Consider the following 23,596-nt stretch of genomic DNA (forward strand, 5'->3'; position numbering starts at 1 on the left):
TCGCCTCCTCGGCGAGCCCGGTGGACACCACGTCCCAGCCCAGGTCCCGCTGTACGAGCGCGGGCGCGGGTCCCGGCCCGGGGGTGAGGACGCCCTGCGCCAGTGGACCGCCGGCACCGGCGCGTACGCCTTCACCACCGCCTCCCGGATCGTGGTGGACGCCGCCTCCGCGGGCCGGCTCGCCGACGAGGCGGCCACGTTCGCCCAGGACCTCGGGGCCCTGGCCGGCCGCGAGGTGGCCGTCGCCACCGGGACCCCCGCCCCCGGCGACATCGCCCTCGTCCTCGGCGAGAGCGGCCTGCCCGCCGAGGGCTACCGGATGACCGTCGCGGACGCCCTCACCGTCCGCGCCGCCACCCCCGCCGGAGCCTTCTACGGCACCCGTACCGTCCTGCAGCTCCTGCACCAGTCCGCCTCCGTGCCGGCCGGGACGGCCGAGGACTGGCCGGCCAAGCCGGAGCGCGGGCTCATGGTCGACCAGGGGCGGAAGTTCTTCACCGTCGACTGGCTCAAGCAGCACATCAAGGAGCTGGCCTACCTCAAGCTCAACTACTTCCACTTCCACCTCTCCGACACCTTCGGCTTCCGCCTGGAGAGCTCCACCCACCCCGAGATCGTCTCCGCCGAGCACTACTCCAAGCAGGACATCGCCGACCTGGTCGCCCTCGGCCTCAAGTACCACGTCACGATCGTCCCCGAGATAGACACCCCCGGGCACATGAACGCCGTCCTCGCCGCCCACCCCGAACTCGGCCTCAAGAGCAGCACCGGCACCGTCAGCCCCGACTTCATCGACCTCTCCCTGCCCGCCTCCTACACCCTCATCGGGGACCTGCTCAAGGAGTACCTGCCGCTGTTCCCCGCCCCGTACTGGCACATCGGCGCGGACGAGTACGTCACCGACTACGCCAAGTACCCGCAGCTGCTCTCCTACGCCCGCGCGCACTACGGCGCCGGCGCCACCGCCAAGGACACCTACTACGGGTTCGTCAACTGGTCCGACCAGCTGGTGCGGGCGGCCGGCAAGACCACCCGGATGTGGAACGACGGCATCAAGTCCGGCGACGGAACCCTGCGGCCCGACCCCGGCATCCTCGTCGAGTACTGGTACACCTACGGCCTCACCCCCCAGCAGCTGGCCGCCGCCGGGCACGCCGTCGCCAACGAGTCCTGGACGCCCACGTATTACGTCCTGGGCGGCGCGAAGCCCGACACCCGGTGGATGTACGAGACCTGGACCCCGGACCGCTTCGAGGGCGGCAACACCCTCTCCGACCCGTCGAAGAACCCCGGTTCGCTGATCCACGTCTGGTGCGACAACCCCACCGCCGAGACGGAGGCGCAGATCGCGGCCGGCATCGCGGACCCGCTGCGCGTCCTGGCCCAGCAGACCTGGGGCTCCCCGAAGCCGGCCGCCGCGTACGCCGAGTTCACCCCGCTCGCGGCGGCCGTCGGCCACAACCCCGCCTGGCCGGCCGCCGGCCAGGCGGGCAACCTGGCCCAGGGCCGCCCGACCACCGCCTCCAGTACCGAGACCGCCGCCTTCCCGGCCGCCGCGGCCACCGACGGCGACCCCGGCACCCGCTGGTCCAGCGCCTACCGGGACCCGCAGTGGCTCCAGGTCGACCTCGGCACCGCCCGGAACGTCGGCCGCGTGGTGCTGCGCTGGGAAGCGGCGTACGGGAAGTCCTTCCAGATCCAGCTCTCCGACGACGCCGCCACCTGGCGCACCGCCTACTCCACCACCGACGCCACCGGCGGGGTCCAGGACCTGACCGGCCTCACCGGATCCGGCCGCTACGTCCGCGTGTACGCCACCCAGCGCGGCACCGGATACGGCTACTCCCTCTACGAGTTCGAGGTCTACGGCCCCCAGCCGGACGCCCCCCACATCCTCACCGCCGCCGGCAAGGCCCTCGACGACCCGGCGAGCTCCACCGCGCCCGGCACCCGGCTGATCACCTGGACCCCGCACGGCGGCCCGAACCAGCAGTGGCGGCTCGCCCCCGCCGCCGCCGGCGGATTCGCCCTGGTCAACGGCGCCTCGCGGCTGTGCGCGGGCGTCGCGGGCGGCTCCACCGCGGCCGGCGCGGCCGTCGTCCAGGACGCGTGCGACGGCGGTGACGGCCAGCGCTGGCTGGACACCCCCCTCGGCAACGGCGGCCACACGCTGGCCAACGCCGGGAGCGGCCTCCTGCTGACCACCGCCTCCGCCGCCGACGGAGCCCCCGTCACGCAGCAGCAGGCCGACGGCTCCCCGTACCAGGAGTGGCGGATCGGCTGACGGCCGCTCACCCGGCCCGGGCCCGCGCCCGATTTCGGGTACCCCGCGCGGAACCGGTCCGGCCGGAAGTGCGAGACTTCCGGTCCGTGAACGGGACACAGGGGGCGGGCGGGAACATGCGGGTGAGGGCGGGGCTCTGGGCAGTGGCGGCGCTGGTCACGGCGACGGCGACGGCCTGCGCGTTCCCCCTGCGGGACCTGGGCCCGCTGCCGGAACGCTACGCGGGCCCGCCGCTGGCCGCGGACGAGGCGGTGGCCGATCTGACGGCGGCCATGGCCGAGGAGGGGGTGACGGTGCGCCGGATGCCGCAGGACCTGAGCCCGCTCGCGTGCCACGAGGCCCTCACGGCCGAACACCCCTCGGCGGACGTGGACCCGGTGCTGCGGGCCGGGTTCGCGCGGGCCCGCTCCGGCCACGGCTGGCAGGACGCGCCGCATCCCGCGGAGGGCATGCTCAGCCTCCGCAAGGCCGACTGGACGGCCACCACCCAGCTCACCGGCTCCGCCTCGGCGGGGTCGCCCACCGCGCAGATCGTGATCACCCTGCTCTGCGACGGCGCCCGCTCGAAGTCCCGGGCGCCCGAGGCTCCCCCGGTGGCGTCCCCGCCCGCCGGCTGAGCCCGCGGCGCCCCGGCGGGCTCAGCCTCAGGGCGCGTCGCCGGGGCCGGCCGCCGCGCCCCCGCGCGGGCGCAGCCCGTCGAAGGCCAGGTCGAGGAAGCGGCGCCAGTCGCCGCTGCCCGTCCGGATGATCCCGGACAGCCCGCCGACGATCATGTACACATCCGCGACGCCGAGGTCCTCCCGGAGGGTGCCGGCGGCCCGCCCCTGCTCGATCAGCTCCGCGACGGCGGCCTCCAGGCGCCCCAGGGTCTCCCCGCCCGGCGCGGACGAGCCGATGGCGGCCAGGGTGGCGGCGGTCAGGCCCGGGCTTGCGGCGAGGGTCGCGCCCACGTGGTGCAGGTAGCGCGCCAGCCCCTGACCCGCCTCGGGTTCCCGCAGGCAGTCCGTCAGCGCGAGCCGCAGGATCCCGGCGAACCGCTGTTCCGCCGCCGCCTCCACCAGGGCCTGCTTGGACGGGAAGTGCCGGTACAGGGTGCCGATGCCGACCCCGGCCGCCCGGGCCACCTCCGGCATCTGCACCTCCTCGCCGCGCTCCTCGAACAGGGCGCAGGCCGCGGCCAGGACGAGGGCGCGGTTGCGCTCCGCGTCGGCGCGCGGCCGGCGGCCGCCGGGCGGTGCAGGGGGCGTTGACAAGACGGCCGCTCCTCCGCGTACATTGAGACCGAAATGGAACCGGAACCGGATTCCGGTTCACATTGTGCCATGCGAGGAGGGGTCGCGTCATGCCCGAGGAAGACCGTTTCATCCTGCTGGAACCCGGAGCCGCCCGGCCCGGCCGCGTACCGCTGCCGCCCGCCTTCACCGTCAAGGCCGGGACGGCCGACACCGAGGGGCGGCTGTCGCTGCTGGAGGTGACCGTCGCCAAGGACATCCCCCGGCACACCCACCACCTGGCCGACGAATGCGTCTACGTCCTGGACGGGGTCCTCGGCATCGAGTTCGACGACCGGACCCACTCCGCCCCCGCCGGGACCTTCGCCCTGCTGCCCCGGGGCGTCCCGCACGCCCTGCGCCGCGCCTCCGACCCGCCCCCGCGGGTGCTGCAGATCTCCGCGCCCGGCGGGTGGGAGCGCTACGTCGAGGACCTGGTCGAGGCCGGGCCCGCCGTGCTCACCGACGGGGAGCTGGACCCCGTGAAGATCAACCCCATCGCCGCCCGGCACCACGTCCGCTACGAGGAGGACCGGCCCTGAGGCAGGGCCCCCCGTCGCTACGCATCCTGCGGGTCGGCCCCGTACCGCAGGCGTCCGAGGGCCGTCATCGGCCGGTCGTGCGCCGCCACCGGGGCCGGCAGGACGGTGGAGCCGGTCAGGTAGCGGTCCACCGCCGAGGCCGCCGACCGGCCCTCGGCGATGGCCCACACCACCAGCGACTGGCCCCGCCCCGCGTCCCCGGCGACGAACACGCCCGCGGCCCCTTCGCCGGTGGCGGCGAAGTGCGGGTCCCGGGCGAAGTTGCCGCGCCCGTCGTACTCCAGCCCCAGCTGCTCGCGCAGCCCGCCGGCCCGCTCGGGGCCGGAGAAGCCCAGCGCCAGCAGCACCAGCCCGGCCGGTACCACCCGCTCGGTCCCCGCCAGGGGCCGCCGCTCCCCGGGCTCGACGGCGGTCAGCCGCAGCGCCCGTACCCGGCCGCCGGCGTCCCCCTCGAAGCGCAGGGTGGCGCTGGAGAACAGCCGCGGGTCACGGCCCTCCCGCCCCCGGGCCTCCTCGTGGGCATGGGAGATCCGGTACACCTTCGGGTGCACCGGCCACGGCTCGCCCTCGCCGCGGGCGGGCCCCGGCTCGGGGTTGATGTCGAGCTGGACCACCGACAGCGCGCCCTGCCGCAGGGCCGTACCGAGACAGTCCGAGCCCGTGTCACCACCGCCGACGACCACCACGTGGACGCCGTCGGCCGTCACCGGGGACACCGGGAGGTCGCCCTCGCACACCCGGTTGGCGAAAGTCAGGTACTCCATGGCCTGGTGGATGCCGGTCAGCGAGCGCCCCGGGACGGGCAGCTCCCTGCGCTCCCCGGCGCCGACCGCGACGACGAGGGCGTCATAGCGGTCGCGCAGCCCGTCCGCCGGCTCGGCCCCGCCGACGTCCGAGCCCGTCACGAACGAGGTGCCCTCGGCCCGCATCTGTTCGATCCGGCGGTCGAGCAGGTCCTTCTCCATCTTGAACCCGGGGATGCCGTAGCGCAGCAGGCCCCCGAGCCGGTCGTCCCGCTCGTGGACCACGACCCGGTGCCCGGCCCGGGTCAGCTGCTGGGCCGCCGCGAGCCCCGCCGGACCGGAGCCGATCACGCCCACGGACCGCGTGCCGCGCCGCTCCGGCGGGCACGGGGTCATCCAGCCGCGCCGCCACCCCTCGTCCGCGACGGTCTGCTCGACGTTCTTGATGGTCACCGGATCGGCGTTGATCGCGAGGACGCAGGCGTCCTCGCAGGGCGCCGGGCAGACCCGGCCGGTGAACTCGGGGAAGTTGTTGGTCGCGTGCAGCCGCTCGTACGCGGCGCGCCAGTCGGCGCGCGCGGCGTACACGTTCCACTCGGGTATCAGGTTCCCCAGCGGGCAGCCCGCGTGGCAGAACGGGATCCCGCAGTCCATGCAGCGGCCGGCCTGCTCGCGCACCAGCGGCAGCAGCGCCTGGCCCGCGTACACCTCGCGCCAGTCCCCGAGCCGCTCCTCGACGGGCCGGGCCGGGACGGCCTTGCGGGGGATCCTGAGGAAGCCGAACGGATCGGTCACGCGCCGCCTCCCTGACCCAGGTGCGAGCGGGTACGGAGGCGCATACGGCGCGTATGAAGCGCGCCGTATGCCACCTTTCGACCAGATTACGCCGTCCGGGCGATCCGGCATCCGGCCCCGGCGGTGCGGGGCTCAGTAGCCCCAGCGCGCCCGGCTGCCGTCCTGGCGGCAGGAGATCATGCGGCCGTTCGCCGCGTGCGTGGAGCGGCCCACGTCCGCCTTGCGGCAGTACTGGCCCGCGCTGTAGCAGTTGCCCGCCTCGGAGACGATCTCGCAGCCGGCCTTCGCGGGCTCCTCCGGCGCCTTCGTCGTGGGCTCCGGCGCGGGCGTGGTGGCGGCCCGCGTCGGGGTGGGGTCGGCGGACGGCTTCGCGTCCGCGGGGGTGGCGGACGGGCTCGGCAGGGCCGACGCGCTCACCGACGGCGAGGGCGTCGGGGAGGCGGAGGCCGTCGCCGCCGAGGAGGGGGCCGGCGGCGCGACCGCCGGGCCACCGCCCTCCGCCGGCCCGCACGCGACGGCGACCCCCGCCGCCAGCAGACCGACCAGCGCGAGCCGGATCCGCCCCGCCCGCCGCCCGCGCCCGTTCCCCGCTCTGGTGTCCTTCTCCGTGCCGTACATCCGTACCCCCCACCTCGCGTTGATCACCTGATGTGATCAAAGGAGCAACATCATAGGAACGGATGTCCGGTTCGCGGGGTGCTCCACCCAATCGTGATCAACGGGGTCCGGCCCCGGGCCTACCGGTCCGTCAGCAGCGCGTCCGATGAGCCGTCACGCTGGTGCGGGACCGCGGCCGAGTGGGTCGCGCGCGGATCCTCTTCCGGGCGGAACGAGACCGTGCGCGTGGGGGCGGGGATGGAGATGCCCTCCTCCCGGAAGCGCCGGTGCAGGCGCTTGATGAACTCGTGCTTGATCCGGTACTGGTCGCTGAACTCGCCGACGCCCAGGATGACCGTGAAGTTGATCCGGGAGTCCGCGAAGGTGTGGAAGCGGACCTTCCCCTCGTGGTCGGGAACCCCGCCCGTGATGTCGGCCATCACGGTGTCCACCACGTCCAGGGTCACCCGCTCCACGTGCTCCAGGTCGCTCTCGTACCCGACCCCCGCCTGGACCAGGAGCGACAGCTTCTGCTCCGGCTGGGTGAAGTTGGTCATGTTCGTCCGCGCCAGCCGCCCGTTGGGGATGATGACCAGGTTGTTCGACAGGTTGCGCACCACGCTGTTGCGCCAGTTGATGTCGACGACGTAGCCCTCCTCGCCGCTGCTGAGGCGGATGTAGTCGCCCGGTTGCACCGTCTTCGACGCCAGGATGTGCACGCCCGCGAAGAGGTTGGCCAGGGTGTCCTGGAGCGCCAGCGCGACCGCCAGACCGCCGACGCCGAGGGCGGTGACCAGCGGTGCGATGGACACCCCGACGGTCTCCAGCGCGACCAGCACGCCCATCGTGAGGACCACGATCCGCGTGATGTTGACGAAGATGGTGGCGGACGCGGCGACCCCGGTCCGGGACTGCGCCACCGACTGGACCAGGCCCGCGACGACCCGGGCCGCCGTGAACGTGGCGAAGATGATGAACAGGGCGGTCAGCGACTGGTTGACGAGGCTCCCGGCCCGCGCGGTGAGCGGCAGCGCCGTGGCCGCCACCGCCGCGCCCGCGATGACGGCGGCCGACGGGGCGAGGGTGCGCAGCGCGTCGACGATGATGTCGTCGCCGGTCCACTTGGTCCGTTCCGCGTGCTTGGCCAGCCACTTCAGCAGGGCGCGCAGCAGCAGCCCGGCCACGCCGCCCGAGGCCAGCGCGATCCCGGCCACCACCCAGTCGTGCAGCACGAGGTCCCGGGTCAACGCACGGCCTCCGCTCGCGCGAGGTCCGGCCGCCGTATGTGTCGTGTCGTCACCATGTCACCTGTCAGGTCGCGTTGTGCGGGGGCCCGTTCGAGCGGACGTACGCATTCCGAACGGACTGTCATCCTGCCGCATGGCCGGACGGACCCCGCAGCGGGGCCGGGGGAGCGGACGCCCCCGGCCCCCCGCCCCGCTCAGCGGGCGGCGTCCATCCGGAACTCCGCCCCCGGCGCCCGCCCCTTCAGCCCCGCCCGGCGGACCTTCCCGGAGCGGGTGCGCGGCAGGTCCCGGGCGAACTCCACCACCCGCACCCACTTCTCCCGCGGCAGCTCCTCCCGCACCAGCGCGAACACCCCGCGCGCCGCCTGCGCACCGCCCTCCCGCCCCGCCGCGAGGGTCACGTACGCCTTGGCCGCCCACAGCCCCTCCGGGTCCGGCACCGGCACCACCGCCGCGTCCGCCACGGCCGGATGCCGCAGCAGCACCCGCTCCAGTTCCAGCGGGGAGATCCGGTGGTCGAAGGACTTGAACATGTCGTCCGCCCGCGAGACGTACGTGAACGAGCCGTCCGGCGCCCGGACCACCAGGTCACCCGTGTGGTAGTAACCCCCGGCGAAGGCCCGGGCCGTCCTGTCGGGATCGTCGGCGTACCCGCGCATCAGCCCCGCCGGACGCTCCGCCAGGTCCACGCACAGCTCACCGGTCACACCGTCGGGGACCTCCAGCCCCGTCTCCGGGTCGACCACCGCCATCCGGTAGCCCGGCAGCGCCCGCCCCATGCTGCCCGGCACCGGCGGGCGGCCCGGCGGGTTGCCGATCTGGCCGGTGGTCTCGGTCTGCCCGAACCCGTCCCGCACGTCGATGCCCCAGGCCTCCCGCACCGCCCGCGCGAGCGCCGCCCCCATCGGCTCACCGGCCGCCACGGCCTCGCGCAGCCCCGCCGGACGCGGCCCCAGCCCCGCCGCGACCATCGCCCGCCAGGTGGTGGGCGGGGCGCAGAAGGTCGTCACCCCGCGGGTGCGCAGCACCTCCAGCACGGCCCCGGCGTCGGCGGCCGTGGCGGAGTCCAGGGCGAGCACCGTCGCCTCCGCGTTCCACGGGACGAAGAACGAGCTCCAGGAGTGCTTGGCCCAGCCCGGCGCCGAGATGTTCAGGTGCACGTCACCGGGGCGCACCCCGTTCCAGTACATGCCCGACAGGTGCCCGACGGGGTAACTGGTGTGGGTGTGCTCGACCATCTTCGGTGCGGAGGTGGTGCCCGAGGTGAAGTACCGGGAGAGCGGGTCGTCCGCGCCCGTCGGCCCGTCCGGGACGAACGCGACGGGGGCCGAGCGGGCGTCCTCGTACGAGGACCAGCCCGGCGGCGGCGTGCCGCCGACGGCGATGCCCCGCCAGGGGTGCGGCCCCGGCCCGAACCGCCCGGCCAGCGCCGACTCGGCCACGACGAACCGCACGCCTCCCCGCGCGGCCCGGTCGGCGAGTTCGGCGGGGGTGGCCGTGGTGTAGGTCGGGATCATCACCGCGCCGAGCTTGACGGCGGCCAGCATGGTTTCCCACAGCGGCACCCGGTTGTCGAGCAGCAGCATGACCGGGTCCCCGCGCCGCACGCCCCGGGCGCGCAGCCAGTTGGCGACCTGCGCGGAGCGGCGGGACAGGGCGCTCCAGGACACCGTCACGTCCTCGGCGGGGCCGCCCGCGCCGGCCAGGCGCAGGGCGGTGCCCTCGCGGCCGGCGGCCACGGCGTCGAACCAGTCGAGGGCCCAGTTGAAGGCGGTCAGGCGCGGCCAGCGGAACTCCCGGCGGGCGGCGTCGAGGTCGCTGCCGTGGGCGAGCAGCAGGTCGCGGGAGGCCCGGAAGACCTCGGTGGGGGAGGGGGCGGTGTTCTGGTGCATGGCTGGTGGTCCGTATCCGTGGGGTCGGCGGAGGGGGCGGTCAGCGGGCGGCGGCCGCGGTGGCGGGGAGGTCCGGGGTGGGGGAGGGCGTGCTCAGCAGCCCGCGCGCCACCGTGTCGGCGTCTCGGTGGAAGAGCGTGTCCACACCGGGCCGGCCGCTGCCGACCTGGGTGAACCAGCGGGCGTGTTCGGTCGGTATGCCCAGCGCGAGCAGCCCGGGCAGCGGTTCGCCGACGGCGTCCACCACGTGGTGGGAGTCCGGTGTGACGTCGAGACCGCCGGTGGGGAAGCGCCGGCCGTCCGGGCCGGTGGCCGTGTACGCGCGGACCAGGCCCTCCGTCAGCAGCTGCCGGGTGAGCGGCGAGGTGTCGCGGTGCAGGGCCGGCGAGGGGATCCGGGCGTCGACCAGCACGTCCACGTACCGCGTCGAGCCCGGGACGGCCGGCGAGGAGACCGTGAACCGCCCGCACCGCTCGTCCGCGGCGAACTCCGTCGCCGGTCCGGCGACCTCCACGATCCCCTGCCGGACCAGGGCGGCGAGCTGCCGCACCCGGCTCGCGGGCGGACCCGCCGAGAGCAGGGAGTTGACCGGCAGGAAACGGCCGTGGAAGTCCTCGGCGTACGACCGCGGCAGCACCCCGCCGTGGTCGACGGCCTGCCGCAGCACGCCCCGGACGTCCCGCAGGACGTCCAGCGCCGCCTTGAGCGGGCCGCTCGCGTTGCCCAGCTCCGCCTCGGCGAGATCGGCCTCCACGACCTGGAGCAGCCGCTCCCGGAACGCCTCGGGCCCGCTGAACCGCTCCCCCTCGAAGGGCCGGGCCAGCGCGGTCAGGTCCAGCGGGGGCACCCCTGCCAGCCCGGCCTCCGCGAGGACGGGGCGCGGGTCCCGGCCGGCGTGCAGCGCCGCGGCGTGCCGGTCCGCGAACCGCGCGGCGGCTCCGGCCCCGGAGCGGGCCCGCACCAGGGCCGTCCAGTAGACGTGGTGCACCTCCCGGAGCAGCAGCGGCAGCACGTCGCGGTCGAAGTCCAGCCGGTCGTCGCCCGTGGCAGCCGCCCGCCGGGCGCGGGCCGCGGCCAGGGCCTGCGGGGTGAGGAACAGGGGCCGGTGGGCGTGGTCGGCGGCCTTCTCGTTGCGGCCCCGTGCCGGGATGGGCAGGCCGCTGCGCGAGCCCGCCGTGATGCGCGGCTCCCGCCCGCTGGGCAGGTAGCGCAGCCCGCCCCCGCCGTCGGGCTCGAAGACGCCGCCGCGCCCGACGGTCAGGCTCAGCATGACGTCGTAGAAGGACAGGCCCAGCCCCCGCACGCCCACGGCCGTACCGGGCGGCACGGCCTCCTCGCCGAGGTCCATGTCGGCGGCGGAGTCCCCGCACAGGTAGCGGACGCCGGGGTGTCGGCCGGCGAAGCCGAGCATCTCCCGTTCGAAGGCGTCGGGTTCGTTGCGCGGATGGCCGGTGGCGAGCACGACGCCGTCGGCGCGCAGCACGTGCGGGGCGGCGTCCAGGGTCAGCAGCTGCCCGCCGTCCGGCTCGGGGCCGAGGGAGGTGACGCGGGCCGTCACCGGGACGAGCTCGGCGAAGGGCGGCAGGTGCTCGGCGATCGACCGGTACACGTCCTGGAGGTACCGGCCGTAGACCACGCGGGGGGCGTAGTCGTCCGGGCCGAGGACCTGCTCGCCCGGCAGGGCGCGGGCCGCGATCCACTCGCCGAGCGAGGGACCGGCCCCGGGCCGCGCCGGTCCGCCGTCGGGGCGCCCGGAGTACATCGTGATCTGGCTGACGACGGTGTTCATGGTGAACCAGTCGTCCTGGTCGGTGCGCCAGATCCGGCCCGCCCCGACCTCGACGGCGTCGATCGCGTAGATGCGGACGGGGCGGGGGCGCGTGCCGTGCGCGGCGGCCCGTTCGGCGCGGTCGGCCAGGCGTACGGCGAGCCGCTCCAGCACGGCGAGGCCGCGCGGGCCGGTGCCGACGACGGCGAGGGTGTGCGGGCGGGAGGCGGCGGGGGTGGCGGAGAGGGGCACGGGTGTTCCTTCGGGGGAGGGGGAGTGGTGGGGGGAAGGGGTGGTCAGGCGGCGAGGGGGGCGGGTCGCCTTCCGGGGGCCGGTTCGACGGCGGCCCGGTCGAAGCCCTGCTGGACGTGCGAGAGCATCCCGATCAGGTCGTCGGCGCGCAGCGGGCCCGCGGCCCGGCCCGCCGTCGCGCGGACCGGCATCGCGCCCGCGCTGCGCCACTGGAGGCTGCCGCGCGCGTCGATGAAGCCGCGGGACCGGCCCGCGTTGTCGGCGTGGAGGCAGTACGGGACGTCCAGGTAGCCGCGGCGGAAGGCCTCGACGAGCGCCGGGCCGATGTCGGAGCCGAGCTCCAGGACGGCCTCCACCAGCGCACGCGCCTCGGCGAGCACGCCGAACTCGCCGTGCTCCACCGGGCGGTGGGCCGCGGGGCGGGCCCGCGCCGCCTGCGCGGCGGCCTCCTCCAGCGCGCGGACGTTGTCCTCGACGGTCGGGATGCGGTGGGCCTCCGCCGGCGTCTTGACGATCAGCCGCTCGGTGCCGGTCCGCGCGGCCAGCACCGCGCTCGACCGCAACAGGGCCAGCGCACCCGGCGTCGTCCGCGGGAAGACGCCCATGTACGTGTACAGGACGACGTGCCAGTCCGTGCCCGCGAGGTACTCGCCCGCCAGCAGGCGCAGCGCGGCGAGCGCCTCCGCGTCCTGGTCCGGATGGGTCTGCTGCGCGTAACTCAGCGAGATGCTGCGCAGTCCGTGCCGGCGGAAGAAGATCCCTTCGAGGACCGCCATCGCCACCAGCAGTCCCGGCGGGCAGAGCTGGCCCAGCAGACAGCCGCCGAAGCTCTCCAAGTGCGCGGCGCCGCCGGAGCGTTCGGCCAGCAGCTCGCAGCTCCTGGCCCACGCGTCCACCGACTCCGTCAGCGGGGTCCGGCCGTACGGCAGGCAGTACGAGACGGGCCCGCCCTCGGTGGCGTCCAGACCGGCGTCGAGCAGGGTCTCCACGATCCCGAACGGGTTCGCGGACCCGTGCCGGACCTGTACGGCGAAGGGGTGCCCGGCCGGGGCGGTGCCGAGGACCGGGGCCAGCATGTCCCGGGTGGGGGCGGCCCCGTGCGCGACGATGGGGAAGCCGTTGAGGTCGGAGCCCGCGTCGAGGGCCCGACGGGCGGAGGTGTGGTCGCCGACGCGGGTGTAGCTGTCGAGGGTGACGGTGCCGACCGTGCGGGCGCGGGCGCCGCGCACCGCGAGGAGACCCCCGCGCATACCGGGCACGGTGGGGAAGCCCATCCGGGGCTGTACCACCAACTCCCCCTGACGGGCTGCTGTGTTGACGGCCCCGGCGAAGGCCGACAGCCGCACCGCGGGGGCCGTCACCGGGCACCTGCCAGGGCCGGGCCGCGGCGGGGCGCCGCGGACAGGGCCGGCGGGGCCGCCTCGCCGAGGTAGCGCCGGAACTCCTCGGTGCCGGCCGCGTCCTCGAAGACGGCGTCGAAGCCCGCCGCTGTCAACTGGGGTGCGTGGCTGCCCGCTTCGGCGCCGCGCACGCCGAGCTTCCCGCCGATCACGACCTGGAGGTCCCGCAGGTCGGGCTCCCGGCGCAGCCGGGTGATGAGACGGCGGCCGTCGAGCGCGCCGTGGCCGTTGACCGTGCTGATGACCAGCGCGTCGGGGCGCAGCCGCCGGCATTCGGCGATGACGAGCTCGTCGGGGACGCAGGCGCCGGCGTTGAACACCTCGTGGCCCATCTCCTCCAGCAGCAGCTGCAGGAAGACGAGGTTCCAGGTGTGGGAGTCCGAGGAGACGCTGGAGACGAGGATCCGGCGCCGGTCACGGGCAGGGGTGGGGGTGGGGGAGGGGGCCACGGGGGTGGTCCGGGACATGTTTCTTCTCGCGATCTTCCGGTGGGGCGGGAGGGGACGGCCGCGCCGTCAGGCGCTCGTGGCCGGCGTGCGGACGAGTTCGGCCTCGCGGGGGGTGCGGGGCGCGGCGGGGCGGGTGCGGACGGCCAGGACCGTGCAGCCGGTCTCGCTGGACATCCGGTGCCGGGTGCCGGGGCCCTCGACCACGAGGTCGCCCTTGTCGTACGAGGTGCCGTCGCTGTGGTCGAGGCGCCCGTCGAGGACGAGCATCAGCTCGTGGCCGAGGTGCTCGTGGAAGTCGCCGTGCGCGCCGGGCGGGAAGCGCAGCAGCAGGCCGACGGAGTCCTCGCCCTCGGCCGCGTCGGGCGCCCAGAGCACGTGGTGCTCGACGCCCACGCGGCCCGGCTCGGACCAGGCGGCCCAGTCGAGGTCCTGCATGTCGAAACCGCTGCGGAAGGCGTTGGCGATGTACTCGATTTCGGGCATGGCGGTGCCTTTCACCTAAGGGGGGAGGGTCTTTCGCGTTCCGGCCTCGGCCACGGGAAAGAGGCGGAGGCGGGGCGGCATCGGCGCGCAGGGCGGCGATCCGCCGGCCGACGGGCGGGGGCGGCTGGATGCCCGGCCCCCGCACCTAATCAGTAGGTCGGCTGCGACGCGTTAGTAAGAGAATGCCCAAGGACCCCGGGGCGGCGGATCCACCGAAAGAACGAACCGTGTGGCGCGGATCTCATCCCGCCTGCGGCTCGCGGTGCCGGCGGCTGTGGCGGGCCACGCGGACCCGGTTGCCGCAGGTGGCCGTGCACCATGCGCGGCGGGCGTGGGTCTTGAGGAAGTAGAGGATGCAGCCCGGCGCGGGGCAGGCCTGCACCGGCCGCCCGGTGCCGCCGAAGAGGCGCACTCCCTCGGCCGCCACCTCCCCGAGCGCGGCCAGCTGCGGATCGGGCTCGCTCCAGCGGGTCACGGAGCCGGCCGGAGCGGTGGGGGAGAGCTCGTCCCAGCGGGCGGAGAGGCGGGCGGCCCGGTTCACGGTGCGCACGTCGGCCTCCTCCGGGGCCCGGCCGGCCACGTGCGCGGCGGCCACTTCGCGCAGCGCGCGGCGCAGTTCCAGGAAGCGTTCGAAGTGGGCGCGGGTGGCGGGCTCGGACAGCCGGGGACGCAGCGGCCCGCTGAAGTCCGCCGCGCGGTGGGCGAGCCACCGGTCGAGGTCGGCGGGGGCGGCGAGGGCGTCGACGAGGACGCCGCGGAGCCCGCCGTTGATGAAGGTCGTGTTCACCAGGTCCAGGGCGAGGGACTCCCCGACCAGCGGCATCCCGTCCACCGCCGAGGCCTCCGGCGGGTGCTCCGCGCTCTCGGCCATGTCCTCGCCTCCCGGCGTGTTACTAATGGAAATCAATCCACTCCCACGTTAGCTCTCCGGCGAGAGGAACACCATGCCCACGCCCCCCGTGACGACCGAGCCCCGCACGGCCCCCGCCCAGGCCTCCGACCCGCGGCCGGGGCCGCGCCGGGGCCTCGCCCGGCTGTACGGCCAGGCCCCGCCGCGCCCGCCGGCCCGGACGGTGGCCCTGGCCACCGGCGCGGGCATCGCCGGCCTGCTGCTCCTCGTCGCCGTCGGGGGCGTCCTGGGGCACCCGCTGCTGATACCGCCGCTGGCCGCCAGCGCCGCCCTGGTCATGGCCGCCCCGGCCCTCCCGCTCGCCCAGCCGCGCAACGTCGTCGGCGGACAGCTGGTGTCGGCCGGCGTCGGCCTCGCCGCGTCGGCCCTGGGCGGGAGCTCGCCGTGGACGGCCGCCGTCGCGGGCGGGCTCGCCATCGGCGCCATGGCCCTGACCCGCACCCCGCACTCGCCCGCCGCCGCCACCGCCGTCATCGTCGTGGTCACCCGGCCCCCCGCCCTGCCCTTCCTCGCCCTCCTTGCCCTGGCCACGGCCCTGCTCGTGCTCGTCGGCTGCGCCGCCTCCCGCGCCGGCGGGGCGGGGACCCGCTATCCCGCGTACTGGTGGTGAGCCGCCGCGGCGCCCGCACCGGCGGGGCCGCCGGAGACCGGCCGGGACCACCACGCCCCGGTTGCTCCGGCCCGGCGAACTCCTCACCTGCCCGGCCCACACCCCCGGCCCCGCCGCTCCCGGGCACGCACCCGGGTCCTGCTCGCCTCCCTCGCAGCCGCGGCGGCCCTGACCGGCCAGCTGGTGGCGACCGCACCGGCCACGTACGCGGCCGGCTGAACCCCCCTCCCGCCCGCTCCCGCCCGCCCCACGGCCCTGGAGCGGGCGGCCGCGGACGGCACGGCCCCGACCGGGCAGCCGGGTGACGTACGGACGCCCCCGCGCGCGGCCCCGGCCGCCACGGCCCGGGCGCCCGTACAGTCCGCTGGGAACCTCCGCCTCCGGCGCCGGGGGCGCGCACCGGCAAGGGAGACAGCCGTGACCTCGAACGACCAGGCCCACTTCCCGGCGGACCCGGCCCGCCCGCACGACGGGCAGCCCTCCGGCCGCGCCTCGATGCACGTGTTCGTGCTCTCCGGGTCCTCCCGCACCGGCTCGGTCAACGCCCGCCTGGCGGCCCTCGTCGCCGGTCTGGTGGTGCGCGGCGGGGCCACCGCCGAGCCCGCGCTGCTCGGCGACTTCCCGATGCCGCTCTACGACGGGGACGTGGAAGCCGACGAGGGCGTGCCGGCGGGCGCGCTCGCGCTGCGCGAGCGGATCGAGGCGGCGCAGGCGGTGGTCATCGCCTCGCCCGAGTACAACGCCTCCGTCCCCGGCCCGGTCAAGAACGCCATCGACTGGGTTTCCCGCGTCCGGCCGCAGCCCTTCAAGGACAAGCAGGTCCTGCTGGTCTCGGCCTCCCCGTCGATGGTGGGCGGCAACCGCGGCCTGTGGGCGCTGCGCGTCCCGCTGGAGCACCTCGGAGCCCGCGTCTACCCCGACATGTTCAGCCTCGCGGCGGCCCACCAGGAGTTCACCGAGGACGGCGCCCTCGCCGACCGGGGACTGGGCGAGCGGCTGGCGTCCACCGTCGACGCCTTCCTGGACCTCGCCGAGGCCGACACCCGCTACCTGTGCCTGCAGCGCCGCTGGTACGAGTTCCTCGGCGACCGGACCGACGCACCCGTCACCGCCCGCGCCCAGGACTGACCCCCGGGGCTCCCCGCACCCCCCGCACGTACCCCCCCGCACGCCCCACCTCCGGACGGAGGGGGGCGTGCGCTGGTGTGCGGGGGGCGCGCGCCGGGCCGGATGCGACTCTTCCGGAAGATTTCCGAAGTCGCCTTGCACGATCGGGCTCCTTTTCCGATGGGGTGGTGATGGGGGGAGCTTGTCGCTCCACGGCTGCCGTACACGGGGGCAGGCAGCCCGCTACTCACAAGCCACTTGGAAGGTTCCACGCCGACGTGAATGCTGCCGAGACCGTCACCCTCGTGCTGATAGACGCCACCCGGATCCGTCACGACCCAAGAGAAGTCCGCGACGAACAACGGTGGGGGAATGCATGAGCGAAGGCGAGTTCGACCCATCGGGGGACCAGACGGTCTCCAGCGAACTGGCGGGCGTACTGCCGGTGGAGTTCACCGCGTTCCACTCCCAGCAGCACCGCGCGTACCTGCGTTACGCCCACCTCCAGCTGGGCAACGCCAAGGACGCCGAGGAAGTCGTCGACGACGTGTTCACCTTCCTGCTGAAGGTGTGGCGCCAGGCGTTGAAGGAAGCGAGCCTCCACGGCTTCGCGTGGGCGGTGCTGCGCGAACACGTGGAACGGCGCCTGGCGGCCCTCGGCCGCCAGGTCGCCATGGTGGAAACGGCATGGTTCTCGGCACTGCGCCGCTCCTCCAGGGAGCGGCTCGAACTGCTGGAGTCGAAGCTCGGCCTGTACGCGGCCATCGCCGAACTGTCCGAGCGGCAGTACGACGTGGTCCTGCTGGCCTTCCTGCTGGGCAACGACTCCGACACCGTCGCCCGGATGATGGGGATCTCCCCCGCGACCGTCCGGTCGCACGTCCGCGGCGCACGCCGAACCCTGTCCCGCAAGCTCGGGGTGGACTGGATCCCCGGAGAGGAGAAGGACCAGTGAGCGACATGCCCGCTGACCGTGACATGCCGCTGAGCGAACTGGACTCGGCCCTGGAGAACGCGGCGGTACTCGCCGAGGAGTACGCCGGCTACGACGAGGGGGCGGCCCGGCGCCGGGTCGCCCGCCGGATCGTCGCCGACCGTATCCGCTCGGCGATCGGCACCACCGCCGGGCCGGACACGCCCCGGGGGCAGGCCGCGTCGACCGCGTGGGACGACCTGGTGCTGGACGCCGCCTGCCATGTGCGGGCCGCGCGCTGCCTGGACGACCTCACCTGGTCCCTGGCCGAGAGCCGGGACTTCGCGGAGCTCGCCCTGCACGCCCGGTCCTGGCCCCACGGCGTGGACTCGGCCCTGCTGTTCGGCTGCCTGCTGCACCTGACGGACCGGCTGGAGGCCGCGCAGTTCTGGTTCCAGTACGCCGCCGGCGCGGGTTCCCGTACCGCCGCCCAGTGCCTCTACCTGCACCACCTGGCCCGTGCCGAGGTCCGCACCGCCCGCCACTGGAAGCAGCAGGCCCGGATCCTGCCCGCCGAGGAGCACCTGCCGCACCTGCCGCAGATCCCGGACAACCTGGAGGAGGCCCTCGGCGCCTCGGTCATCTGGACCTCCCCGCCGATCAGCACCCAGGACCTCACCACCCTCAACACCGGGCCCGGCCGGACCGTACGCCCCCCGTACCGGCTGCCGGCGCGCCTGCGGCAGGCCGTAGCCGGGCGTCCCCGCAAGGAGCACCCGGACCTGGGCGACATCATCACCCCGAGCCCGCCCGTCGCCGTGGCCGTCGCCCGGCACGCGCGCCTCAACCCCGTGCACCTGACGGACGAGGCGAACGCGTGGGCCCTGGACGCCCTCAAGCAGCCGCAGTTGACGCAGGCCGCCCGCAAGACCCCCGAAGGGCGGCCGGCGCCCGCCGCGCTGGCCTCCGTGCACCAGGCCCTGCGCGTGCTGGAGGTCGTCAACCGCTACTCGGGCGGCGTCAGCCTCACCCAGATCGCCCGCGAGACGAAGCTGCCGCAGCTGGTCCTCGCCCGGGCGATGGAGCAGCTGGTCCGGGCCAACCTCGCCACCCCCACCGGCCCGGACGCCTACATCGCGGGCCACGCCCTGCTGCTGGCCGACGCGGCCGGCGGTGACGGACGGGGCCACCTGCGCGAGACCCTGGCCTGGGTGCGGGACGCCGTCGGCGCGGCCGTGTACGTCGCCCGCTACACCGACGGCGAGGTCTCCATCACCCAGTACGCCGACGGCCCGGGCGCTCCCGTGGTCGAGGAGTGGGTCGACTTCCGCGCGGCCGCGCACGCCTCGGCCGTGGGCAAGGCCCTGCTGACCCAGCTCGACTACGACGACCGCAAGGACCACATCGCCCGGCACGAGATGTCCCGGTTCACCGCCCACACCCTCACCAGCCAGGAGGTCCTCTTCCAGCAGCTCGACAGCCGCCGGCCCAACGCACCCCTGCTCGACCTGCAGGAGTACGCGCTCGGCACGGTCTGCGCGGCCGTACCGATCACGGCGGGCCCGAACGCCGAGTGCGTGGCCCTGTCCATCCCGGTGCCCGATCCGGCCCGGCTGAAGCAGGCCGCCCGGATCCTGCAGAGCGAGGCGGCGGCGGTCTTACTGGCCCTCGTCGTCGCCGGCAGCACCCAGCCCGCCCCGCGCGGGTCCGCCCGCGGGACCCGCGGGACACACCGGCTGAGGCCCGAACCGGCCGGAGCCTCCTCACTGGAGAGCACCATCCTGTCCACCACCGTCTAGCCGTCCGGCCCGGCCGTCCGTACCCCGGACGGCGCCGGGAAAGCCGAGCGGGCCCGGGCCGGAGGATTCCGGTCCCGGGCCCCGCTCCGGTACGGCTCAGGCCTTGCTGCGGCCCAGCCCGGCCGCGACCAGCAGGGCCGCGCCGACTACCAGCACCGCGTCCACCGCCAGGACGGTGCGCACCCCGTCGTAGAGCGAGGCCTGCGTCGTGGCCAGGACGCCCAGCAGCGGGATGCCGACGGTGAGGCCGACCTGCTGGGTGGTGGTCACCAGACCGGTGGCCAGACCCTGCTCCGCGTCGGGCACCCCGCTCGTCACGGTCAGCCCGTACGCGATGATCGCGCCCAGGTGGCACATGCTGCCCAGCGAGACGGCGACGGTCGCGACCAGCGCGCCGGAGTCCGGTCCCGTCGCGAGCAGCGCCCCGGTGAACACGCCCTGCCCGATCAGGGAACCGACCAGGGTGCGGCGGGCGCCGAAGCGGCCGATGACCCGGGGGACCAGCGAACCGGCGAAGACCGAGGCGATCCCCTGGACACCGAAGACCAGCCCGGTCAGGAAGGAGGACAGCCGCAGCGTCTCCTGGAGGTAGAGGGTCAGGACGAAGATGACCGTCGACATCATCGAGAAGGTCACCAGCCCGCCGACGTTGCCCCAGGCCACCGTGCGCCGCTTCAGCATCGGCAGCGAGACCAGCGGGGCCGGGGACTTCGACTCCACCACCACGAACACGGCCAGCAGCACCAGCCCGGCGGCGAGGGCGGCCCGCACGTCCGCTCCGCCGAACCCGCGGTCGGCCGCCGTCGACAGGGCGTAGATCAGCGCGAGCAGGCCCCCGGTGACCGTGACGGCGCCCGGCACGTCCAGGCGCGGCCGCTCAGGGGTGCGGGACTCGTCCAGCAGTCCGGGGGCGAGGGCCAGGACCGCCAGGGCGGCGAGGGCGAGCAGCCCCATCGTGGAGCGCCAGCCGAGCGTGTCGGTCATCACGCCGCCCAGCACCATGCCGATGGTGAAGCCCAGCGACAGCAGCATGCCGGAGATACCGAGCGCCCGGTCGCGCAGCGGGCCCTCGGGGAAGGTGGTGGTCAGCAGGGACATGCCGGCCGGCACGATGGCCGCCGCCCCCAGGCCCTGGAGGGCGCGCCCGGTCAGGAAGACGGCCGGGTTCCAGGCGAGGGTGGCCAGCAGCGAGGCCGCGCCGAAGAGCGCGAGACCCGCCAGGAACAGCTTCTTGCGGCCGTACAGGTCGCCGATCCGGCTGAAGAGGAGCAGGAACCCGCCGGACGGCAGGCTGAACGCGGTGACCGCCCACTGGAGGGCGGACGGGCTCAGGCTCAGGTCCCTGCCCAGGACCGGCAGGGCCACGTTCAGGACGGAGAAGTCCAGCGCCACCATGAACTGCGCGGCGCACAGTACGAAGAGGACCAGCCTGGCCCGGCCGGAGAGCCGGGTGTTCCCGGGGGCCGCCGTGTGCGGCCCGGTGACCGCGGGGGTCTGTGTGTCTGTCGTCATGGCCACCACCCTCGCGGCCGCGCGGCGATCGTGAAGAGTGGGAACTTATCCTGTTGGTGGCACCACCAGGCAGCCTGACAGGGGGAATTCGTGGCCACACCGATCGACCGGAACCGCCGTACCGAACTGCGGGAGTTCCTGATGAGCCGGCGTGCCAGGGTCTCCCCCGCGGAGGCCGGACTGCCGGACGGCGGGGCCCGGCGCCGCACCCCCGGGCTGCGCCGCGAGGAGGTCGCCGTACTCGCCGGGGTCGGGGTGTCCTGGTACCAGTGGCTGGAACAGGGCCGCGACATCACGGTGTCCGGGCAGGTCCTCGACTCGGTGAGCCGCGTGCTCAGGCTGACCAGCGCCGAACGCCGCCACCTGTACGTACTCGCCGGGCTCAACCCGCCCGCCCTCGAAGTCGCCCCCGGTGACCGGGACATGTGCCATGGCCTGCAACGGCTGATCGACGCCTGGATGCCCTTCCCCGCGCACATCATGGACACCTACTGGAACACCGTGATGTACAACGACGCGGCCGCGCTGGTGATGGGGATGCGCCCGGAGATCGTGCAGAACTGCCTGATCGCCTTCTTCACCGACCCCGTGTACATGGCCCGCTCCCCGCGCTGGGAGGAGATCGCCGTGGACGTCGTGGCGCAGTTCCGGGCGGCCTGCTCCGAACACCCCGAGGACGAGGGCTTCCAGGCGGTCCTGGAGCAGGCGCACGAACTCAGCCCCCGTTTCTCGGAGTTGTGGGAGCGCCAGGACATCCGGCCCGGCGGTCAGCTCACCAAGCAGATGGAACACCCCGTCGTCGGCGCCCTGTACGTGGAATCGACCCAACTGCGCGTCCCGGCCCGCCCCGACCTGTCGATCGTGCTGCACACCCCGCTCCCGGACACGGACACGGCCGAGAAACTGGAATGGCTGACCTCGCCGGAGGGGCGCCGCGGACTCATGTACCCCGTAGCCGGATAGGGGTCCTCCGACGGTCACGGGGTGCGGGTCACGGGGTGCGGGCGCCGAGGGTGGCGACGGCGGTGACCATACGGTCCCAGAAGGCCCCGGCGTCGAGGGTGACGGCGACGCGCGCGTTCGCGGGCAGGCCCAGGTAGCCGTGCGGATCCACGACGGTGGCGCCGCGCGTGTGGGTGCCCCGCAGCTCCACCGCCACGTGCGCGTCGACGCACCCCACGATCGCCGGATCGATGACCCGGGCCACCGCCACGGGATCGTGCAGCGGAGGGTGCGGCATCCCCCACAGCCGGCTGTAGGCGGAGGCGAAGAACGTCAGCAACTCGGCGCAGACGGTGCCGAGTTCGGTGCCCATCCCGGCGAAGCGGGCCACGATCTCCGGTGTGGCCAGGGCCTGGTGGGTGACGTTCAGCCCGCACATGGTAACCGGCACCCCACTGCGGAAGACGATGTCCGCGGCCTCCGGGTCGGTGTACACGTTGAACTCGGCCGCCGGCGTGCGGTTGCCCCGCTCCGTGGAACCCCCCATCAGCACGATCTCCCGGATCCGGTCCGCGCAGCCGGGGTAACGGGTCAGCAGCAGGGCGATGTTGGTGAGCGGGGCGGTGGGCACCAGCGTCACCGGCTCCGGGTGCTCCGTCAGGATCCGGTGGATCAGCTCCACGGCGTGCCCGGGCACCACGTCGACCGTGGGCTCGGGGAACCGCGGCCCGTCCAGCCCGGACGCGCCGTGCACGTCGTCGGCGACGGAGAGGGGCTGCAGCAGCGGCCGCGCGCATCCGGCGGCGATGGGCACGTCCGTGATCCCGGCGACGGTGCACACCCGGCGGGCGTTCAGGGTGGTCTTCTCCACCGTCTGGTTGCCGGCGACGGTGGTGATGGCGAGCAGGTCGATCGCCGGATCGGCCGCCGCCAGCATGATCGCGAGGGCGTCGTCGTGCCCGGGGTCGCAGTCGATGATGATCGGGACGGGCACGGGCAGGTCCTCCTGGTGCGGGCCGCGGACCTGCCCAGTCTGCCGCCGCGGGGCCGCGACGGCCGCCACTTGTGCGCCAAAACGCCGCAGCCGTTGGCGCATACGCGCGCAGCGCCGGCGGCCGATGTTCGGACGATTCCCCCGGGCGGGTGGCCGCGGCCCGGCCTCCGGGGTGGCGCCTGCCGCGCCTGCGCGGCCGGACCCGGGGAGTGTGGAACGGTTCGAGCCGATCACGCACAGCAGCGATCGGAAGGACTCCCCATGTTCAGAACGCTGTTCACCGCCGGCGCGGCCGCCGCGCTCGCCGCAGCCGCCCTCACCCCCTCGGCGGGAGCCGCGACCGGCGGCGGCCCGTCCTTCGCGCCCCCGCAGCAGATCACCATCGACGTGGTCCAGGTCAACGGCTCGGGCTGCCGCCCCGGCAGCGCCACGGTGGCCGTCGCACCGGACAACACGGCCTTCACCGTCACCTACAGCGAGTACCTCGCCCAGGTGGGCCTGGGCTCCAAGCCGACGGACTTCCGCAAGAACTGCCAGCTCGGACTCAACCTCAACGTCCCGCAGGGCTACACCTTCGCCATCGCCCAGGCCGACTACCGCGGCTTCGCCAGCCTCGAAAACGGCGCCACCGCCACCCAGAAGGCCAGCTACTACTTCCAGGGCATGTCCCAGACGGCCGCCCGCAGCCACACCCTGCGCGGCCCCTCCCAGGGCAACTGGCAGGTCTCCGACACCGTTCCCATCGAGGCCCTCGTCTTCCACCCCTGCGGGGCGAAGCGGAACCTGAACATCAACACCGAGCTGCTCACGCAGGCCGGCACCTCCGACACGGCCAACAGCACCAGCTTCGTCACGATGGACTCCACCGACGGCAGCATCAACACCAAGTACCACTTCTCCTGGAAGGCCTGCCCCCAGCGGCGCTGACACCGGCTCCGCGCCGGACGCGGGTCCGGGGAGGGGGTGTTGTCACACCCCCCTCCCTAGCATGGAGTCCATGAGCAACTCGCACAGCAGTCCGGTTTCCCGGGTGGTCCGCGCCGCCCTCGCGGCGCCCCGCCGCTCCGCGGACGCCGCCGCCGCGGC

Annotated in this window: 20 protein-coding genes and 1 pseudogene; 9 read left to right on the forward strand and 12 right to left on the reverse strand. The window is 74.7% G+C overall.

The annotated features are described in order from the left end of the window. The coding region (locus AB0F18_RS29850) for a family 20 glycosylhydrolase (protein ID WP_362066235.1) at positions 1-2,284 on the forward strand (2,284 nt) is incomplete at its 5' end. An 86-nt stretch (positions 2,285-2,370) separates the two neighbouring features. Next, positions 2,371-2,901 carry a hypothetical protein gene (locus AB0F18_RS29855; protein ID WP_362066237.1) on the forward strand — a complete coding sequence of 177 codons (531 nt, stop codon included), beginning with the start codon at positions 2,371-2,373 and terminating at the stop codon, positions 2,899-2,901. A 27-nt stretch (positions 2,902-2,928) separates the two neighbouring features. Here the strand turns inward: AB0F18_RS29855 and AB0F18_RS29860 are convergent, their stop codons facing one another. After that, positions 2,929-3,537 (reverse strand): helix-turn-helix domain-containing protein, encoded by a 609-nt coding sequence (locus AB0F18_RS29860; protein WP_362066238.1) that lies wholly within the window; start codon positions 3,535-3,537, stop codon positions 2,929-2,931. Between the two features lie 89 nt (positions 3,538-3,626). Between AB0F18_RS29860 and AB0F18_RS29865 the strand changes: the two genes are divergently transcribed. Continuing rightward, positions 3,627-4,097, forward strand: coding sequence for a cupin domain-containing protein (locus tag AB0F18_RS29865; protein ID WP_362066240.1), 471 nt, complete (start codon positions 3,627-3,629; stop codon positions 4,095-4,097). A 17-nt stretch (positions 4,098-4,114) separates the two neighbouring features. Here the strand turns inward: AB0F18_RS29865 and AB0F18_RS29870 are convergent, their stop codons facing one another. From AB0F18_RS29870 to AB0F18_RS29910, 9 genes are all read right to left on the reverse strand, one after another. Then, the gene (locus AB0F18_RS29870; protein ID WP_362066242.1) at positions 4,115-5,635 is read right to left on the reverse strand and encodes a glutamate synthase subunit beta; all 1,521 of its coding nucleotides are present in this window, start codon (positions 5,633-5,635) and stop codon (positions 4,115-4,117) included. A 132-nt stretch (positions 5,636-5,767) separates the two neighbouring features. Next, on the reverse strand, positions 5,768-6,253 hold the full coding sequence (locus AB0F18_RS29875; protein ID WP_362066244.1) for a hypothetical protein: 486 nt from the start codon (positions 6,251-6,253) through the stop codon (positions 5,768-5,770). 119 nt (positions 6,254-6,372) lie between these two features. Next, the gene (locus AB0F18_RS29880; RefSeq protein ID WP_362066246.1) at positions 6,373-7,479 is read right to left on the reverse strand and encodes a mechanosensitive ion channel family protein; all 1,107 of its coding nucleotides are present in this window, start codon (positions 7,477-7,479) and stop codon (positions 6,373-6,375) included. Between the two features lie 194 nt (positions 7,480-7,673). Continuing rightward, positions 7,674-9,371 (reverse strand): AMP-binding protein, encoded by a 1,698-nt coding sequence (locus tag AB0F18_RS29885; RefSeq protein ID WP_362066248.1) that lies wholly within the window; start codon positions 9,369-9,371, stop codon positions 7,674-7,676. Between the two features lie 40 nt (positions 9,372-9,411). Continuing rightward, complete coding sequence (locus AB0F18_RS29890) at positions 9,412-11,391, reverse strand: FAD/NAD(P)-binding protein (protein ID WP_362066250.1); 1,980 nt, start codon at positions 11,389-11,391, stop codon at positions 9,412-9,414. A gap of 44 nt (positions 11,392-11,435) precedes the next feature. Next, positions 11,436-12,752 (reverse strand): methylaspartate mutase, encoded by a 1,317-nt coding sequence (locus tag AB0F18_RS29895; protein ID WP_362066252.1) that lies wholly within the window; start codon positions 12,750-12,752, stop codon positions 11,436-11,438. Beyond that, complete coding sequence (locus AB0F18_RS29900) at positions 12,749-13,258, reverse strand: cobalamin-dependent protein (protein WP_362066254.1); 510 nt, start codon at positions 13,256-13,258, stop codon at positions 12,749-12,751. The genes AB0F18_RS29895 and AB0F18_RS29900 overlap by 4 nt, the downstream gene beginning before the upstream one ends. A 48-nt stretch (positions 13,259-13,306) precedes the next feature. After that, entirely contained in the window at positions 13,307-13,723 is a 417-nt protein-coding gene (locus AB0F18_RS29905; protein ID WP_362066256.1) for a cupin domain-containing protein, read from the reverse strand. Between the two features lie 241 nt (positions 13,724-13,964). Then, positions 13,965-14,594 carry an ABATE domain-containing protein gene (locus AB0F18_RS29910; RefSeq protein ID WP_362066258.1) on the reverse strand — a complete coding sequence of 210 codons (630 nt, stop codon included), beginning with the start codon at positions 14,592-14,594 and terminating at the stop codon, positions 13,965-13,967. 73 nt (positions 14,595-14,667) lie between these two features. Between AB0F18_RS29910 and AB0F18_RS29915 the strand changes: the two genes are divergently transcribed. From AB0F18_RS29915 to AB0F18_RS29930, 4 genes and pseudogenes are all read left to right on the forward strand, one after another. Further along, positions 14,668-15,243, forward strand: a complete 576-nt coding sequence (locus AB0F18_RS29915) for an HPP family protein (protein WP_362066260.1) — start codon at positions 14,668-14,670, stop codon at positions 15,241-15,243. 495 nt (positions 15,244-15,738) lie between these two features. Further along, the gene (locus tag AB0F18_RS29920; protein ID WP_362066268.1) at positions 15,739-16,371 is read left to right on the forward strand and encodes an NAD(P)H-dependent oxidoreductase; all 633 of its coding nucleotides are present in this window, start codon (positions 15,739-15,741) and stop codon (positions 16,369-16,371) included. A 355-nt stretch (positions 16,372-16,726) separates the two neighbouring features. Next, a complete protein-coding gene (locus tag AB0F18_RS29925) occupies positions 16,727-17,305 on the forward strand; it encodes a sigma-70 family RNA polymerase sigma factor (RefSeq protein WP_045952010.1) in 579 nt (192 codons plus the stop codon). 917 nt (positions 17,306-18,222) lie between these two features. Further along, positions 18,223-18,939, forward strand: a pseudogene (locus AB0F18_RS29930) (IclR family transcriptional regulator C-terminal domain-containing protein); the annotation flags it as partial. Between the two features lie 219 nt (positions 18,940-19,158). Here the strand turns inward: AB0F18_RS29930 and AB0F18_RS29935 are convergent. Beyond that, positions 19,159-20,574 carry an MFS transporter gene (locus AB0F18_RS29935; protein ID WP_362066262.1) on the reverse strand — a complete coding sequence of 472 codons (1,416 nt, stop codon included), beginning with the start codon at positions 20,572-20,574 and terminating at the stop codon, positions 19,159-19,161. A 141-nt stretch (positions 20,575-20,715) separates the two neighbouring features. On the opposite strand from AB0F18_RS29935, the gene AB0F18_RS29940 reads away from it, so the two are divergent. Continuing rightward, a complete protein-coding gene (locus AB0F18_RS29940) occupies positions 20,716-21,537 on the forward strand; it encodes a helix-turn-helix transcriptional regulator (RefSeq protein WP_362066270.1) in 822 nt (273 codons plus the stop codon). 28 nt (positions 21,538-21,565) lie between these two features. Here the strand turns inward: AB0F18_RS29940 and AB0F18_RS29945 are convergent, their stop codons facing one another. Beyond that, entirely contained in the window at positions 21,566-22,510 is a 945-nt protein-coding gene (locus tag AB0F18_RS29945) for a nucleoside hydrolase (RefSeq protein WP_362066264.1), read from the reverse strand. A 261-nt stretch (positions 22,511-22,771) separates the two neighbouring features. On the opposite strand from AB0F18_RS29945, the gene AB0F18_RS29950 reads away from it, so the two are divergent. Then, positions 22,772-23,437, forward strand: a complete 666-nt coding sequence (locus AB0F18_RS29950) for a DUF4360 domain-containing protein (protein WP_362066266.1) — start codon at positions 22,772-22,774, stop codon at positions 23,435-23,437. The last annotated feature ends 159 nt before the right edge of the window (positions 23,438-23,596 follow it).

The sequence above is a fragment of the Streptomyces sp. NPDC029216 genome, from assembly GCF_040648015.1.
Lineage (GTDB): Bacteria > Actinomycetota > Actinomycetes > Streptomycetales > Streptomycetaceae > Streptomyces.